This window comes from Nocardia brasiliensis NBRC 14402 (genome assembly GCF_000308475.2).
Lineage (GTDB): Bacteria > Actinomycetota > Actinomycetes > Mycobacteriales > Mycobacteriaceae > Nocardia > Nocardia brasiliensis.
The window spans coordinates 15,847-31,955 of sequence record NZ_BAFT02000056.1 but is presented as its reverse complement, the minus strand read 5'-3'; the positions used below and the strand labels follow the sequence as shown (position 1 = coordinate 31,955).

The following is a 16,109-nucleotide window of genomic DNA, read 5'->3' as shown; positions in this document are numbered from 1 at the left end:
CGGCCGGCGCCCGGACCTCGCCGCAGGCTCAGCGGGTCAGCAACGCGCGCAGGGCCGCGGTGACGGTGGCCGGCGAATCTTCGGCCATGAAGTGACCACAGCTCACAGTGGTGTGCTGTAGGTCGGGAGCCCAAGCGCGCCACAGCGCTTCGGCGTCGAAGCCGAGTGCGGCCCCCCAATCCTGTTGCAGGACAGCCACCGGCATGCGGAGCAGGTTACCCGCGGCACGATCGGCGCGATCGTGTTCGAGGTCGATTCCGGCCGAAGCCCGATAATCGGCGACGATGCTGGGCACCGCGGCCGCGCACGAACGCAGATAGACCTCGCGGATCTCCGGCGGGATGGCGGCCGGATCCCGCGTCCACGCATCGAGGAAGTACCCGAAGAAGTCATCCGTCGTGGCGGCGATCATCGCCTCGGGCAAGCCCGGCGGCTGCGCCATCAGAAAGAGGTGGAACCCGACCGCGGCCGTCACGCCGTGCATGACGTCCCAGGTGTCGAGCAGCGGCAGCACGTCGAACGAGGCCAGGTGGGTGACGGCCGCGGGGTGGTCCAGACCGGCCCGGATGGCGACGAACGCGCCCCGGTCGTGCCCCGCCACCGCGAAGCGTTCGTGGCCGAGTGCCCGGGCCACGGCGACGACGTCCGCGGCCATGGTGCGCTTCGCGTACACGCTGCCGCCGGTCTCGGCCGGCTTGTCGCTGTCGCCGTAACCGCGCAGGTCAGGGCAGATGACGGTGTGATCGGCCGCCAGGTCGGCCGCGACGTGCCGCCACATCAGATGGGTCTGCGGGAAACCGTGCAGCAGCACGATCGGGCGACCCGCACCGCCCACCGCGACATTGAGTTCGACCCCGTCGCCGACGGCGATGCGGCGGTAGTCGAATCCGGTAATCTCCGATGTCATGAGGTGTCCTTCCGATGGTTGCTGGTGACGCCGGACAGTCTTTTCGCCCGCGCTCAGCACCGAATCAGCAGCGACTGAGCGCAGTCGTCGCCGAGCAAGCCGGACCGGTCGCGTGGCGCGGCTGAGCTTCCACGTGCTCGGCCCCGTCGGTGCCGAGCGGGCGGGCGAACCCTTGCCGCTGAAGGGCCCGCGGCATCGGGCCGTGCTCGCCCGGTTGCTCGTCGCGCACGGGCGTATGGTCACCACGGATCAGCTGATCGATGACCTGTGGGAGCACCCGCCGCAAGGCGCGGTGGGTGCGCTCCAGACGTTCGTGGCCGAACTGCGGCGGCTCCTCGAACCGGACCGCGCACCGCGCAGCCCGGCGACGGTGCTGGTCACCGTCGCACCCGGTTACGCGCTACGCGCCGACACGGTGGATGCGGACGATTTCGGCACCGCGGTCGGCCGAGCCGCCGAACTGCTGGCAGCAGGCGACAACGCCGACGCGCTGACGACCCTGGATGGCGCGCTCGCCCGGTGGCGCGGCCCTGCCTACGCCGAGTTCGCCGAACAGGGTTGGGCGCGTGCGGAAATCGATCGCTTGGACGGCCTCCGGCAGCTCGCCGCCGAACACCGTGCGGCCGCGCTGATCGACCTCGCTCGCCCTGCCGAGGCGGTCCCCGGCCTGCATGCGCTGCTCGCCGCACATCCGCTGCGGGAACACGCCTGGCAGCTGCTCGCCCTCGCGCTGTACCGGTCGGGCAGGCAGAGCGATGCGCTGGCCGCGCTGCGCCGCGTCCGCCGGCTCCTGCGTACCGAACTCGGTACGGATCCGAGCCCCGGCCTGCAACAGCTGGAAGCGGACATTCTCGCGCACGCCCCACAGCTGCGGCCCGTTCCGGCATCGGTTCGAATCCCCTCGCCCGGAACCGATTTCCTCGGGCGAGCGACAGAGCTGGACGCGTTGCGCCAGGCCGCTGAAACGGTGCAACGCCAGCGACTCTTCCGCCTCGTGCTGCTCTCCGGCGAAGCCGGTGCCGGTAAAAGCGCTCTTGCCGAAGCGATTTCGTCCATGCTTGCCGAGGACGGTTGGCGTGTCGCGCTCGGCGAGAACCCGGCGGACACGGGTGTCCCACCCGGCTGGGCGTGGACGAGGATTCGTGCGGCGCTGGCGGACAGCCGGTCCGATCCGGATCTGGCCGCGAGCGCCGACGAAACCGACCCCGCGCCAATGGAATCGGAGACCGATCGATCGCGCCCGGCCTTCGCGGGTGCCGATCCGGCCGAGGCCCGGTTCCTGTTCCACCGGGCCGCCGTCGCAGAGCTAGCAGTCGTGGCGCGCGGCGCGCCCGTGCTCTTGGTCTTCGACGACCTGCACAATGCCGGTGCCGAGACACTTGACCTGCTCGCCGCGCTGACCACCAACCGCACAGCGGGCCCGGTACTCGTCCTGGCGACCTACCGCAGCACGGAGATCGGCACCGAACTCACCGCCCTGCTCGGGAAGGTGGCCCCCACTGAGCCCGTACGAATCTACCTAGGCGGGCTGCCCGAGACCGACACCGTCGCGCTGGTGCGCGAGATCGCCGGACCAGAGATCGCGGACAGCTACGGCTCCCGAATTCACCGGCGCAGCAATGGCAATCCGTTCTTCGTCCGTGAACTGGCGCGACTGCTGCGCGACGAAGGAGCCACCGCGTACGACACCGTACCGGCGGGTGTCCGTGCGGTCATCCGCCATCGGATGGCCGCACTGCCGCCGGCCACGCAGACCGTGGTGCAGCAGGCCGCCGTGCTCGGCGCGGACATCGATCGCGAGGTCCTCCTCGAGGTGTTCGGGGACGCGGAGTCCGCGCTCGACGCGCTGGACCAGGCCATAACCGTCGGCCTACTCACCGAACTGCCGGACGGCTCGCTGCGCTTCACCCACGAGCTGGTCCGCGACACCGTCTACCACGAGATCAGCGGCCCACGCCGCGCCCGGTGGCACGGTGAGATCGGCGCGCTGCTCGAAATGGCCGGCACCACAGACGTTTCCCTACTGGCACACCATTTCGTCCGGGCACAGAGCCGGGCGACCGCCGCGAGCGCCGCCGCGTACGCGAGCGCCGCGGCCCGTGCTGCTGAACAAGGCTTCGCGCTGGCGGAAGCAGTACGCCTGTGGCGGGCTGCTCTGGGAGCCTTCGACCGATCGCCCGCCCCCGATCTGCCCGCCCAACTCGCCGCGACGACGGGACTCGCGCGCGTGCTGGCGGTTACCGGCGCGCTGGATGAGGCACGGGCGTTTCGCCGCGTGGCCATCACCCGTGCCGAAGAGTGGGGCGACCCCGCGCTGACCGCAGAAATCCTGAGCGCGTTCGACATCCCCGCTGTGTGGACGACCAACGATGATCCCGAACTGGCCGAGCATATCGTCGCGGCCGCCGAGCGCGCGCTCTCCGGACTGCCTGCCGAGCGTCGCGAGCTGCGGGCCCGGTTGTGCACCACGCTGGCGCTGGAGCTCCGTGGCACCACCGATGACCGGGGAGTACGCGCCGCCGCGGAAGCGGAACGGATCGCCCGGGAGCTGCACGATCCCGCTCTGCTGGCCTTCGCCCGCAACGGCCGCTTCATGCACACCTTCCAGCGCGCCGGCCTCAGCCCGGAACGTGGCCGGATCGGCGACGAACTCGTCGCGCTCGGCGGCGAACACCGGCTGATCTCCTTCGCGGTACTCGGCCATCTCATCGCCCTCCAATCGAGCTGTGCCACAGCTGATCTCCGGGCCGCCGCGGACCACGCGGCCGCCGCGGATCGGTTGGCGGCCGAATACGACCTACCGATGGTCGGCGTGTTCACGGAGTGGTTCGCGGCCCTGCGTACCGCCCTCACCGGCAGCCCCGCGCAGGCCGAGACCGCCTACCGCGCGGCGGCGGAGAGCCTCGGCGGTAGCGGCATGCCCGGCGTCGAACAGGGCCTGCTCCCCCTCGCGCTCTGCTGCCTGCGACTGCGCCACGGACTACCGACCGACCCGACCGCCACCGAGCACTACGGGCCATACGAACCGTGGATTCGGCCAATAGCCCTGTTGGACAGCGGCCTTCGCGAAGAAGCGGCGGTCGCGCTGCTGGCGACGCCGGACTCGCCGCACGACCTGCTGTATGAACTCCGCACCTGCCTCACCGCGCGCGCCGCGCTCGCCCTGGGCGAGGAGGCGATCATGCTCCGGTGCTACGACCAATTGCTCCCCGCCGCAACCGAACTCGCGGGCGCGGGCAGCGGAATGGTCGCCCTGGAACCCGTCGCGCATTACCTCGCGGACCTCGCGACCGCACTCGGCCGTCCATCGACGGAGCATCGGCGGCAAGCCAGAGCGCTGACCAGGCGCATCCAGCAGCAGACCTGACGCGACCTCGCAGGCAACGACGCGCCTGCACGTTCCCGCCGCAGAACACCTTGGACATGGTCGACCAAGCACATCGTGGCCCGCAATGGCGTACACCCCAGCGCCGACCGTCATCCGGACATCCCACGTCACCACCGCGATGAAGCGTTACCGCGAACCGGCGCGTTCCGGGCCGCCCGTCGCCGGCCCGGGTAACGTGGGTTTGCTTACAGTTCGCCATCCCACGATGTGGTAGATACACAACCGGCCTGATCTGATCTTCAACTGGACGATCGTCCAATAAGGTGGAGAGGGTTCTCGATGCGCGTTTTTCGTGGTTGGAAAAGTTCCGTCGCCGTCGCCACAGCGACGGCCTGCACCGCACTCGCCCTGCAAGCCACTCCCGCGGCCGCGGAAACTCCGGGGATGCTGATTCAGGTGACACCGCAAGCTGACGGCTGGCACGGGATGGCCGATGGGTCCGCGATCAGCTATTGGATGACCGGCTCCGACGGCACCCCGAAGCCGGCCAGCGGTGCACTGTTCGTCCCGCCCGGCACCCCACCCGCAGACGGCTGGCCGATCGTCGCGTTCGACCACGGCACCACCGGACTCGGGCAGGGGTGCGGCGGCGAATCCGATCCAAGCACCGCGCCCGCCTCGCACTGGCACGCCGAAGAAGACGGGATCATGCAGCATCTCGTCGCCCAGGGCTTCGCCGTCGTCGCGCCCGACTATCTCGGTCTCGGCCTCTTCGACACCGGTCCGCACCCGTATCTCGAGGTGCGCACCGAGGCCACCGCCACCCTCGACCTGCTGCGCGCCGCCCGCTCCGCCCGGCCGGAACTGTCCGAGACCTGGTCCGTACTCGGCCTCTCGCAGGGCGGGCAGGCCGCCCTCGGCACCGGCCACCTGCAATCGACCTACGTGCCCGAACTCGACTTCCGCGGGACCGTCGCGGTGGACCCGGAATCCGATGTCGAGAAGGTGCTTCCCATTGCGGGGCCGGGCATTCCGACGCTACCCGGCACCAGCGAAACCCTCGGCTTCTTCGCCAGCATCCTGGCCGGCCTGCGCGCCGCTCGGCCCGATGTCGACGTGAATCAGTTCCTCAGCCCGTTGGGACGCACCGTGATCGACGAGATCGGCACCATGTGCAAGCCGGAGATCGAAGCCAGGGTGGACGGCCTGGGCATCGGCCAGCTGCTCTCGAAGTCGTTGTCCGACAGCACCCTTCGCGCGGCCTATGACTCCTACCTGACGGTGCCGACCTCCGGTTACGATGCCCCGATCCTGCTGCTGGTCAACCTCACCGACACGACGGTCCCGTCCCCCTTACACGGGACGCTCGCCGCTCAGCTCGCCGCCAACGGAGCCGACTTCCGCACGGTCACGGGCACCGGCACGCACACCCAACTGAACCCCCAGATGTGGTCCGCCCTCGACACTTTCCTCGCCCATATCAAGGCCACCCCGGCCCAGCGATAACGGGAGTCGCTAGTACGCCACGGCCCGGCCGCTGTGAGGTCACCCAATTGCGACGGTGTTCACACCGGCCGCGGCCGGGCCCGTCGTAAGGTACGGACATGGTGCCCACCGAGAAGTCCGAGCTGGTGCAGGCGGTTGTCGAGGCGTATCTGCTCGACGGCCCGCGGCAGTACACCCGCACCCAGGTCGCCGAGCAGTCGGACAGCACCACGACGCTGACCAAGCGGCTGTGGACCGCGCTCGGCTTCCCGGCCGGGCTGGACGACGACGCCGTCGACTACACCGACGCCGATATCGCGGCGGTGGAGAACTTCCGCACCCTCGACGTCCTGTCCTCCGCCGACGCACGGCAGCAGGCGGCGACCGCGCGCACGCTCGGCCAGGGCATGGCTCGATTGGCGGAATGGCAGGTCGATCTGGTGCTCGCGGAGATCGGCGCGCGCATCGCCGCCGCCGATCCGAACGCGGACCCCACCGAAACCGTCCGCGTCGCGACCGAGGGCACCATCGCCACGCTCGAGCAGCTCAACAGCTACGCGTGGCGTCGCCACCTCGCCGCGGCGCTGTCGCGTTCGCTCGACCCCGGCACCTCGGCCGGGGAGACCGTGCGCGATCTGGCCGTGGGCTTCGCGGACATGGTCGGGTACACCCGGCTGACCAGGCATCTGCACCCCGACGAGCTGTCGCTGCTGCTGGAGTCGTTCGAGTCCACCACCACCGCCGCGATCACCGAGAACGGCGGCTGGGTGGTGAAGAACGTCGGCGACGAGGTGATGTTCGCCGCCACCAACGCCGCCGACGCGGCCCGCATCGCGCTGGCCATCCAGGAGTCGACCATGATGGTGGGCGGCACCCCCGAGCTGCGGGTCGCGGTGGCGTACGGGCCGGTGCTGCAACGGTTCGGCGACCTGTACGGGTCGGTCGTGAACATCGCGTCCCGGCTCACCGGTGTCGCGCGGCCGGGCACGGTGATGATCGACGACGAGGCTGCCAACGCGCTCGACGGCGAGCCGGAGTTCATCGTCAAGAACCTGCGCAGCGTGCGGGTGCGCGGGTTCAACCGGCTACGCCCACATGTGCTGCGGCGCAACGAGAAGAAGAGCTGAACCGGGCGCGCAACGGCCCGGCGACCGGCCGTCCGTATCCTCATCCCGGTGGAAATGGACTGGTCCGAGCTGCGCACCCGCTGCCTCGTCGCGGAGGACGACGCGATACTGGCGTTGCACAAGCCCGCCGGCATCTCGGTCACCGGCGAGCGGCACGATACCGATCTCGTCGAACTGGCGGCCGCGGCGGGCGAAACGCTCTATCCGGTGCACCGGATCGACAAGGTGACCTCCGGCTTGATTTTGTTCGCCAAGGAACTCGGCGCGCACGGCCAGTTGACCAGGCAGTTCAACAAGCAGACCGCAGAAAAGGGGTATCTGGCGATCGTCGAGTCGGCCGGGTTGCCCGAGTCCGGGACGCTGGAGCTACCGCTCAGTGTCGGACGCAAGAACCGGGTGCGGATCGCGGCCCCGCGCGAGTGCATCCAGCGCGTCGGCGACCGCTGGTTCGTCGACGACGCCGACCTGCTCGACACCAAGTCGTACCCGTCCACCACGCAGTTCACCACGGTGCTGCGGCGGGCCGAGCGCACGGTGCTCGCGCTGCGCCCGATCACCGGACGCCGGCACCAGATCAGGGTGCAACTGGCCTGGATCGGCCACCCCATCGTCGGTGATCCGCTCTTCGACAAATCGGGTACCCACGAGCGCACCTACCTGCATTCCTGGCGGCTCGGCCTGACCGCATCCTGGCGTACGCCACCGGAACTCGCGCTCGAGGCGACACCGGACGCCGGGTTCTGGCTCCCGGTCGAGGCGACGCCCGACGAGGCCGCCCGCCTGCTCGCCGCCCTTTAGCCACCGGCGTCCCGGATCAGTCGCGCGGCCACTGCGGGGAGCGCCCGAGCATGGCGACGATCCGGTCGAGGCGGTCCGTGGTGGACCACGCGACCTCGGGGCCGAAGGCGGCGCCGGGAGCCAAGCGGATCTCACCGCCTGGGACGGCCGCGGCGACGGAGTAGGCGGCGTCGAGCAGGTCCGCCTCGAACTGCACGGGCAGTCCCAAAGTCTTTGCCACGTCCCAGGAATGGACGACGTAGTCGATGAAATGGAAGCTCACCGCCTGCGCGCCGGAGAACTGGAACTCGGCGCTGAATTCGGTGAGCAGAATCTTGCGGTCCAGCACGTCCGGTTCGGCGAACGCGGCGAGGACGTCCGTCGCGGCGGCCTGATAGCTCGCCACCGGGTCGGCACCGAGCGCGCGGGTCTTCCACCCGGCCGGGTCGCTGTCACCGCGCATCGCCGCGGCGAAGCCGTGGTGCTGGGCGATCATGTGCGTCAGCAGCCCGTGCAAGGTCCAATCGGCGCACGGTGTCGGCTTCCGGAGATCGGCGTCGGTCACCTGCTCGACCAGGGCGACACTGGCTCGTACCGCCTGCGCGTCGAACGCGACGAGGTCGACCTCCTGCACCAGCGCGTCGAGGGTGCGCAATTCCGTACGGGTATCCGGATCAATGGACATCTCGGTTCTCCTGACGGTGCCAATTAATAAGCTCGTGCATATCGTATGCGTGAGCTTATTATCTCGCAAGCAGTACTTTCTATCCATGTCCGAAGCACGCCGACCCGACCTCGCCGCGATGATCGCGCCGCTCGGCCGCGCGCTGATGGCGGCGGAACTGCCTGTCCTGCAACGCCATGAGCTGTCGATGTGGGCGTACGCCGTCCTGCTCGGCCTCGGCCGGGAACCCGTCTACACGCAGGCCGCGCTGGCCAAGGCGATCGGTGCGGACAAGACCCGGATCATCGGCGTGCTGGACGAGTTGCAGCAGCGCGAACTCATTCGGCGCGAACCGGATCCGGCGGACCGGCGGGTGAATCTGGTGTCGCTCACCGCCGCCGGACGCGAGCTGCGCGACCGCGCCCAGCGCGATATCCAGCAGCAGGAAGAACACTGGTTGAGCCGGCTGCCCGCGGCCGACCGCCGGGTCTTCCTCCGCTCGTTGCAGCGGTTGGCGGCCCTGGTCACCGACGAGCCGAACTGAACCCCGCTATGACCGCCGACACAGACCACCGCGCACGTTTCCGCTGGTGGTGAGCCTCATGGCGACGGTTAAGCCGCAGGTCAACTAGCCTTGTACCGTGTCGCGCACGGGAGGCGGGCACACTCTGACGCAACGGAGCGATCCCCCAGAGAAAGCGAACACCGATGATCTTGGTGGCCCAGGTCAGCGACACCCATTTCGATCTCGGCGCCCGCAACGCCGCACGGGTCGAGCGGGTGATGGCCTTTCTCACCGGCCTGCGCCACCGGCCGGACGCGATCCTGGTGACCGGCGATGTCACCGATTCCGGCAAACCCGAACAGTACGAGCAGGCCAGGCGCGCCTTCGAAGTCGACATTCCGGTGTACGCCATCCCGGGCAACCACGACGATCGCGCGACGTTCCGCAGCGTCCTGCTCGGCACCGCCGCGTCGACCGCGCCGATCAACCAGACCCATCGGATCGGGGATCTCACCGTCGCCCTGCTGGATTCGAGCATTCCGGGTGAACCGAGTGGCCTGCTCACCGAGGACACCTACGCCTGGCTGCGCGACCTGCTCGCGGCGGCGCCGGCGGACAAGCCGGTGCTGGTCGCCCTGCATCATCCGCCCGCACACCTGTTCAGCCCGATCGTCGACGAGATCGCCCTGGCGGAGCCGGAGAAGCTCGCCGAGCTGGTCGCGGGCGACGAGCGCATCATCGCCGTGCTCACCGGTCACGCGCATTCCGCGGCCACGACGACCTTCGCGGGCCGCCCGCTGCTCGTCGCGCCGAGCACCGCGTCCGTGCTCGGCGGCGAGTGGGAACTGGACCCGCCGGACCACGTGATGGACTACGCGCCGGACCCGGCGATTGCGCTGCACATCATCGACGAAAAGCACGGGCTGACAACCCATTTCCGCAGCGTGCCGATGGGCGGCCGGGTCGGCGTGCCGCCCAGCTGAGCGGACGCCGTTTAGCCGCGGCGGGTCCGGGCAGTCGAGGGATAGCAGTGTCCCTCGAAGAGAAGGAACTCCGATGCCGGATCTTGCCGCGTCAGCAGTACGTACCGCCTTCGCCGCCGGAGCCCGGTTGCGGCGGGCCAGGGTCTTTCATCCGAACGGCCTGCCGCTGTCCGGTCGGCTGCGTGCGGAAGGCGAATTCACCACCCTGTTCGGCGAGGGGGACCGCGCCGTCATCGCCCGCCTGTCCAAAGGCGTCGGCACGCCGGGCGGGCTGCCCGACGTGCTCGGCTTCGCCTTCCGGGTGCTCGACAGTCACGACCGGCCCTGGGATTTCGCGTTGGCGACCACGGGGCGCGGCGCGCTCGGCCGGTTCGTCATCACGCCCGCTCGCGGCTGGGTGCACGCGCGGTACGGCAGCCTGATGCCGTACCGGGTCGGGAGTTCTTCACCCACTTGGTTCTTCGCCGAACCCGACCCCGATCAGCCCACCACTGCCTCGCTGGCCGAACTACGGGAATACCTGCGCGACAACGCCCTCTCGTTCGACTTGACGGCGAGCGGCCTGGGCACACCAACCTTACGCATGGCGGAGCTGACCCTGCGCCTCGCCGAACCGCAGGAACACCGGACGGACTTCTACGATCCGATGCTCAACACCCCGGACGGTGTGGACCTGGTACCCAAGGCCGTGGGCAAGGTACGTGAATTCGCTTACGCGGGCAGCAGAGACGGCCGCGGCGAAGAGTCCTGAACCGGCTCAACGACGCAGCGCGCGTTCCCTGCGGTACGCGGCCGGGGTCGCACCGGTCCAGCGTTTGAACGCGTAGATGAAGGTGGACGATTCGGCGTAACCGAGCCGAATCGCCACATCGCTCACCGAAAGCGGTGTGGTGGTGAGCATTTCCTCGGCCAGCGCGCGACGTACCTCATCGAGCAGCGCGCGATAGCTGGTGCCCGCCGCGTCCAGGTGACGACGCAGGGTGCGCGTGCTGATATTGAGATCGCGAGCGACGGAATCGATTCCGGGTGGCGCAGTGAAGCCCTCCAGCCCGCCGGGCACGAGCAGCGCGCGCACCTCGGCGGCGATACCGGTGCGGGCACGCCTGCGGTGCACCAGATCACGGCACTGCGCCAGGCACATCGCCCAGGTCTGCTCGTTCGCTTGCGGCAGCGGCTGATCCAGTACCGCCGGGTCGATGGCGAACAGATTGCGCGGCCGCCCGAAACGCGGGCGCACCACCGTGACCTCTTCGATCCGGTCCGCATACGCCGGTTCCTGGAACCGGAATTCGGCCCTGGCCAGGGGCAACTGCCTGCCGAGCAGATCGCTCATCACCTGGTGCATGGCGGTGACGTCGCGCTCCACCAGGAACTGGCGCACGTCGGCGGGGATCAGCTCGTCGTGCACCCACGCCACGAACTCGCCCTCGCGCCACTCGGCGACCGGCAGGCAGAAGGTGAAGCTCAATTCGAGGTACCGCAGCGCGAACGAGATCGCCTCACCGAGGGTCGGGCTGCTGACGCACGCGAAGCCGAAGATGCCGAAGGTGGTGATCCGATAGCGGCGGCCCACCTCCACCCCCACCGCGGGCCGCGCGGCGAGTTCGCGCACCAGATTGCGGATCACCGCGAGCTCCACATGCGCGGCGATCTGCGCGTCCGGGTCGCGCAGCAACGATTCGGTGAGCCCGGTCCCGGCGAGCATGCGCCCCGTCGGCACGCCGTGCTCCCCCGCGTAGGCGACCATCAGCGCCACGCTGGCTATCCCGCGCGGAAAGTTCCAGTCACGGATCCCCGGATCCTGCACCCGTTCCACAGCGCCACAGTATTGGACAGGGTGGCCGAATTTGTCGATCGGGTGGGTGGTGGGGACTTAGAGTGGAGGTAACTGCATCCCGTGAGGAGTGTCACATGGCAGCAGGGCGGCAGCCGTCGGTAGTGATCATCGGCGCGGGGTTCGGCGGAATCGGGATGGCGATCGAGTTGCGCCGCAACGGTTTGCCCGACATCACTATTCTGGAGCGGGCCGCCGACCTGGGCGGCGTGTGGCGCGAGAACACCTATCCCGGCGCCGCCTGTGATGTGCTGTCCCCGCTGTACTCGTTCTCCTTCGAGCCGAAGCCGGACTGGCCGCAGCGCTATTCCGGACGCCTCGCGATCCACGACTACCTGCGAGGTGTCGCGGCCCGCAACGGCGTGCTCGACAGCATCCGGTTCGGCGCCGACGTGACGCATGCCGAGTTCGACGACGCGACCGGCCGCTGGACGGTGCACACCGCCGACGGCACCGCGCACACCGCGGACGTGCTGATCCCCGCGGTCGGCCAGCTGTCCCGGCCTGCCCTGCCGGATATCGCGGGCCTCGACACGTTTGCGGGCAAGGCGTTCCATTCCGCGGAGTGGGACCACGCGGTCGACCTGACCGGCACGCGGGTGGCCTGTATCGGCACCGGCGCCAGCGCCATCCAGTTCATCCCCGAGATCCAGCCGCGAGTGGCCGAACTGACGCTGTTCCAGCGCACACCGGCCTGGGTCATCCCGAAGTTCGACACCGACTACTCGCCGGTGCAGCACCGGCTGTTCGCCCGCCTGCCCGGCGCGTTGCTGGTCGAGCGGTTCGGCTGGTGGGCGATCGCGGAATTCGTCTCGCTCGGCCTGGTGGAATTCCCGGCCATCGCCCGGCTGGTGGCGCGCATCGCCGAACGGCATCTGCACAAGCAGGTGACCGATCCGCAGCTGCGGGCCAAGCTCACCCCGGACTATCCGATCGGCTGTAAACGCGGACTGTTCTCCAACGACTACTACCCGGCCCTGACCCAGCCGAACGTGCAGGTGGAGACCACCGCCATCACCGAGGTGGTGCCCGAGGGCGTACGCACCGCCGACGGCACCGTGCACCCGGCGGACGTGATCATCTACGGCACCGGCTTCAAAGGCACCGAATTCCTCTGGCCCATGGACATCTACGGCCGCGCGGGCCGCAAGTTGTCCGATGTCTGGGCCGCGGGGGCGCATGCCTTCTACGGCATCGCCGTGCCGGAGTTCCCCAACCTGTTCCTGGTCTACGGCCCGAACACCAACCTCGGGGTCGGTTCGATCATCTACATGATCGAATCGCAGGCCCGGTATATCCGTCAGGCGGTCGCGTTGCTCGGCGACGGACGGCGGCTCGAGGTGCGCGCCGACCAGGAGCAGCGATTCAACGACGCGCTCCAGCAGCGGCTGGCGCGGACCCCGTGGAACTTCTGCTCGAGCTGGTATCGCAACGCCGCCGGCCGGATCACCAACAACTGGCCCGGTTCGCAGACCAGCTACCGCCGTCACCTCCGCAAGCTCGACCCGGCGGACTACACCCTCACCTCCGCAGGCTGAGGCGGGTCGGCGCGGGGTGGCAGACTTGTGCCGTGAGTGGACTGCCGACAGCTGACAAACCGGCCGAACACGGGCCGTTGCGTCCGATCGAGCTGGCCACCGGCGCGGTGCTCGGCGGTGCCACCGTCGGGCTGGTCACCGTCGGGTCGGTGATCCCGATGGCCGCCGCGCTGAACCTGGTCGCGGCGGTGCCGATGGGGATGATCGCGCACCGGTTCCGGTTACGCGCGCTGCTCACCGCCGCCATCGCGGCCACCCTGGTCACCTTCGTCGCGACCGGGCTGCTCGCCACCATCGGCCTGCTGATCACCTCGACGATCGCGGGCATCATCGGCGTACAGAAGCGCCGCGGCGGCGGATTCGTGACCGTGTTCGGCCTCTCGGTGCTGGCCGGGCTGCTCTGGGGCGCGTTCTCGGTCGGCTTCCTGCAGCTGGTCACCGCGACGCGCAACCTGGTGTTCGACAACATCCGCAACGCCTCGCGCGGCATCCAGGATCTCGCGGCGCGCCAACCGCAACTGGAACCGCTCGGCCGCGCCGCCGCGGATATCACCGATTCGGTGCTGCGCTGGTGGTGGCTGTGGGTCGGCGGCGGCGCCGCGCTCGGCATCGTGACCACGACGCTGTTCTCCTGGTTCGTGCTCGGCTCGGTGCTGGACCGGCTGGCCTGGCTGCCCGGCCACGACCGGCTCGACGCACCACCGGACGACCGGCCGATCGGACCGCTGCCGGTGACCTTGCAGGGCGCCGGATTCCACTATCCGGAGGCGCAACGCGCGGCGCTGCGCGATATCGACCTGACCGTGGACGTCGGCGAGTTCGTCGCGGTGGTCGGGCACAACGGCTCCGGCAAATCGACGCTGACCCGGCTGCTCGCGGGCCTGCCACCGACGGCGGGCACCGTGCGGCGGCCGGGCTCGGCGGGCCTCGGGCATCCCGGCGGCACCGCGCTGGTCATGCAGCGACCGGAAAGCCAGACCCTCGGCGTGCTCGTCGCCGACGACGTGGTGTGGGGCCTGCCACCGGAACTCGCGGCCGAGGTCGACGTCGAGGCGCTGCTCGGCGAGGTCGGCTTGGCGGGCATGGGCGCGAAGGAGACGGCGACGTTGTCCGGCGGGCAGCAGCAGCGACTCGCCGTCGCCGCGGCACTGGCCCGCCGACCCGCGCTGCTCATCGCCGACGAGGCCACCTCGATGATCGATCCCGACGGGCGCCGCGAGCTCGTCGAACTACTTGCCGCACTGCCCAAACGACACGGCATGGCCGTGGTGCTGGTGACCCACCACGAGGCCGACGCCGACGCGGCCGACCGGGTGGTGCATCTCGCGGACGGGCGCGCGGTGGACAGCCTGCCCGCCTGGCCCCGGCCGGCCCGCGCCGACCGGCGCCGGCCGATGGGCGAGACCCTGCTCGAATTACGCGGCGTACGACACACTTACAACCGCGGCACGCCGTGGGAAGCGGCGGCGCTCGACTCCGTCGACCTCACCGTGCGCCGCGGCGAGGCCCTGCTGGTGGTCGGCGGCAACGGGTCGGGCAAGTCCACCCTCGCGTGGATCATGGCCGGATTGATCGAACCCAGTTCCGGCCGTTGCGAACTCGGCGGCAAGTCGATCACCAAGCAGATCGGCCGGGTGGAACTGGCCTTCCAGCATTCCCGGCTGCAATTGCAGAAGCAGACGGTCGGCGCGGAGATCGCGGACTGGGGCGGGCGGGCCACCGGCTCGGGCGCGGTCGGGCGGGCGCTGGACGCCGTCGGCCTCGATCGCTCGCTGGCCGCCCGCTCGATCGAGGAGCTCAGCGGCGGCCAGGCCAAGCGGGTGGTGCTCGCGGCCATCGTGGCCAGCCACCCGCAGGTGGTGGTGCTGGACGAGCCGCTCGCCGGGCTCGACCCCGAAGGTCGCGCCGATATCGTGGAACTTCTTGCGCGGCTGCGCGATTCGGGTTTGACCCTGATCGTCATCTCGCACGATGTCGAGGACATGTCCGCGGTGTGCGACCGCACGGTGCACCTGCGGTCCGGGCGCCTGCTCGCCACCGAATCGGCGACGGACGTCGCACCGGTACCGAAAAACCTCGCGCCCCACCCTGATCCGCACCCGGCCGGGCCGGCGTCGCGACCGGGCGACGCGGCGTGGGGCCTCGAGCACGGAGGTCGATGATGGACTACGCCACGACGCGTGCCGGGGTGTGCGGATGAGCCTCGTATTGTTTCGTCAGGTACCCGTGGAGAGCCCGGTGCACCGGCTCTGGGCAGGCACCAAGATGATCGCGACCTTCCTGATCAGCCTGCTGCTGATGGTCCTGCCGACCTGGCCGGTGCTCGGCATCCTGATCGCCTTCCTGATCTTCATCGGCGTGGTCGCCCGGCTGCCGCTCGGCACCCTGCCGCGGCTGCCCTGGTGGTTCTGGGCGCTGCTCGTCGCCGGGGCGCTGGTCAACCTGCCGGTCGGCGGTCAGGCCCTGCTGCGCTACGCCCAGGTGACGATCTTCGGCCTGATCATGGTGGCCGCGTCCTTCCTCGTCGCCTGGACGACGCCGATGAGCGATATCGCGCCCGCGCTGGCCAAACTCGGCGCGCCGCTGCGCAAACTGCGGGTGCCCGTCGACGAATGGGCGGTGGTCGTCGCGCTCACCCTGCGTGGTCTGCCGTTGCTGATGGACGAGATCCGGGTGCTGCGCGCCGCGCGCAAACTCCGGCCCAAAGACGGCGCGCTCTATCTGGCCACCGAGAACGTGCTGATCGATATCCTCACCGCCGCCATGGCCGTCGCCACCCGCCGTGCGGGTGAACTCGGCGAAGCGATCTCCGCGCGCGGCGGCACCGGCGAGCTCGCCGCCCATCCCAGCTCGCCGGGACGACGCGACGCCATCGCACTGGCCATCGTGTTCGCCGTGTGCGGCGGCGCGTTCGCCCTCGGTCTCGCGCTGCTCTAGCCGGGCCCGCCTCGCCTCCCGGAA

At 69.8% G+C, this 16,109-nt stretch carries 13 protein-coding genes; 10 read left to right on the top strand and 3 right to left on the bottom strand.

The window, feature by feature from the left end:
• Positions 1–28: 28 nt before the first annotated feature.
• Entirely contained in the window at positions 29–907 is an 879-nt protein-coding gene (locus TY25_RS17080) for an alpha/beta fold hydrolase (protein WP_042257413.1), read from the bottom strand.
• Between the two features lie 112 nt (positions 908–1,019).
• Between TY25_RS17080 and TY25_RS17075 the strand changes: the two genes are divergently transcribed.
• From TY25_RS17075 to TY25_RS17060, 4 genes are all read left to right on the top strand, one after another.
• Complete coding sequence (locus TY25_RS17075; protein ID WP_201773678.1) at positions 1,020–4,274, top strand: ATP-binding protein; 3,255 nt, start codon at positions 1,020–1,022, stop codon at positions 4,272–4,274.
• 300 nt (positions 4,275–4,574) lie between these two features.
• On the top strand, positions 4,575–5,741 hold the full coding sequence (locus TY25_RS17070) for an alpha/beta fold hydrolase (RefSeq protein WP_042257410.1): 1,167 nt from the start codon (positions 4,575–4,577) through the stop codon (positions 5,739–5,741).
• Positions 5,742–5,839: 98 nt separating this feature from the next.
• Entirely contained in the window at positions 5,840–6,847 is a 1,008-nt protein-coding gene (locus TY25_RS17065; protein WP_042257408.1) for an adenylate/guanylate cyclase domain-containing protein, read from the top strand.
• 54 nt (positions 6,848–6,901) lie between these two features.
• Positions 6,902–7,645, top strand: a complete 744-nt coding sequence (locus TY25_RS17060) for an RluA family pseudouridine synthase (RefSeq protein ID WP_042257405.1) — start codon at positions 6,902–6,904, stop codon at positions 7,643–7,645.
• A gap of 16 nt (positions 7,646–7,661) precedes the next feature.
• On the opposite strand, the gene TY25_RS17055 is transcribed toward TY25_RS17060, so the two are convergent.
• Complete coding sequence (locus tag TY25_RS17055; RefSeq protein ID WP_042257402.1) at positions 7,662–8,309, bottom strand: TIGR03086 family metal-binding protein; 648 nt, start codon at positions 8,307–8,309, stop codon at positions 7,662–7,664.
• Positions 8,310–8,394: 85 nt separating this feature from the next.
• Here TY25_RS17055 and TY25_RS17050 point away from each other — a divergent pair, with 85 nt between their 5' ends.
• The 3 genes from TY25_RS17050 (at position 8,395) to TY25_RS17040 (ending at position 10,527) form a co-directional block, all read left to right on the top strand.
• Complete coding sequence (locus TY25_RS17050) at positions 8,395–8,832, top strand: MarR family winged helix-turn-helix transcriptional regulator (protein WP_042257399.1); 438 nt, start codon at positions 8,395–8,397, stop codon at positions 8,830–8,832.
• Positions 8,833–8,996: 164 nt separating this feature from the next.
• Positions 8,997–9,776: a metallophosphoesterase gene (locus TY25_RS17045; RefSeq protein ID WP_052383022.1), complete on the top strand. Its 780-nt coding sequence runs from the start codon at positions 8,997–8,999 to the stop codon at positions 9,774–9,776.
• A 73-nt stretch (positions 9,777–9,849) separates the two neighbouring features.
• Positions 9,850–10,527 (top strand): hypothetical protein, encoded by a 678-nt coding sequence (locus tag TY25_RS17040; RefSeq protein ID WP_042257396.1) that lies wholly within the window; start codon positions 9,850–9,852, stop codon positions 10,525–10,527.
• Positions 10,528–10,533: 6 nt separating this feature from the next.
• On the opposite strand, the gene TY25_RS17035 is transcribed toward TY25_RS17040, so the two are convergent.
• Positions 10,534–11,592, bottom strand: coding sequence for an AraC family transcriptional regulator (locus TY25_RS17035; protein WP_042257393.1), 1,059 nt, complete (start codon positions 11,590–11,592; stop codon positions 10,534–10,536).
• A gap of 95 nt (positions 11,593–11,687) precedes the next feature.
• On the opposite strand from TY25_RS17035, the gene TY25_RS17030 reads away from it, so the two are divergent.
• Genes TY25_RS17030 through TY25_RS17020 form a run of 3 tightly spaced genes read left to right on the top strand, consistent with a single transcriptional unit; the run spans position 11,688 to position 16,085 of the window.
• Positions 11,688–13,148 (top strand): flavin-containing monooxygenase, encoded by a 1,461-nt coding sequence (locus TY25_RS17030; RefSeq protein WP_042257389.1) that lies wholly within the window; start codon positions 11,688–11,690, stop codon positions 13,146–13,148.
• Between the two features lie 32 nt (positions 13,149–13,180).
• A complete protein-coding gene (locus TY25_RS17025) occupies positions 13,181–15,310 on the top strand; it encodes an ABC transporter ATP-binding protein (protein ID WP_042257386.1) in 2,130 nt (709 codons plus the stop codon).
• Positions 15,311–15,344: 34 nt separating this feature from the next.
• On the top strand, positions 15,345–16,085 hold the full coding sequence (locus TY25_RS17020; RefSeq protein ID WP_042257457.1) for an energy-coupling factor transporter transmembrane component T family protein: 741 nt from the start codon (positions 15,345–15,347) through the stop codon (positions 16,083–16,085).
• Positions 16,086–16,109: the final 24 nt, after the last annotated feature.

Bases quoted from the DNA above. Each gene is read 5' to 3' on its own strand.
- TY25_RS17080 (WP_042257413.1), bottom strand. From the start codon at position 907: ATGACATCGGAGATTACCGGATTCGACTACCGCCGCATCGCCGTCGGC.
- TY25_RS17070 (WP_042257410.1), top strand. From the start codon at position 4,575: ATGCGCGTTTTTCGTGGTTGGAAAAGTTCCGTCGCCGTCGCCACAGCG.
- TY25_RS17065 (WP_042257408.1), top strand. From the start codon at position 5,840: ATGGTGCCCACCGAGAAGTCCGAGCTGGTGCAGGCGGTTGTCGAGGCG.
- TY25_RS17060 (WP_042257405.1), top strand. From the start codon at position 6,902: ATGGACTGGTCCGAGCTGCGCACCCGCTGCCTCGTCGCGGAGGACGAC.
- TY25_RS17055 (WP_042257402.1), bottom strand. From the start codon at position 8,309: ATGTCCATTGATCCGGATACCCGTACGGAATTGCGCACCCTCGACGCG.
- TY25_RS17050 (WP_042257399.1), top strand. From the start codon at position 8,395: ATGTCCGAAGCACGCCGACCCGACCTCGCCGCGATGATCGCGCCGCTC.
- TY25_RS17045 (WP_052383022.1), top strand. From the start codon at position 8,997: ATGATCTTGGTGGCCCAGGTCAGCGACACCCATTTCGATCTCGGCGCC.
- TY25_RS17040 (WP_042257396.1), top strand. From the start codon at position 9,850: ATGCCGGATCTTGCCGCGTCAGCAGTACGTACCGCCTTCGCCGCCGGA.
- TY25_RS17030 (WP_042257389.1), top strand. From the start codon at position 11,688: ATGGCAGCAGGGCGGCAGCCGTCGGTAGTGATCATCGGCGCGGGGTTC.
- TY25_RS17020 (WP_042257457.1), top strand. From the start codon at position 15,345: ATGAGCCTCGTATTGTTTCGTCAGGTACCCGTGGAGAGCCCGGTGCAC.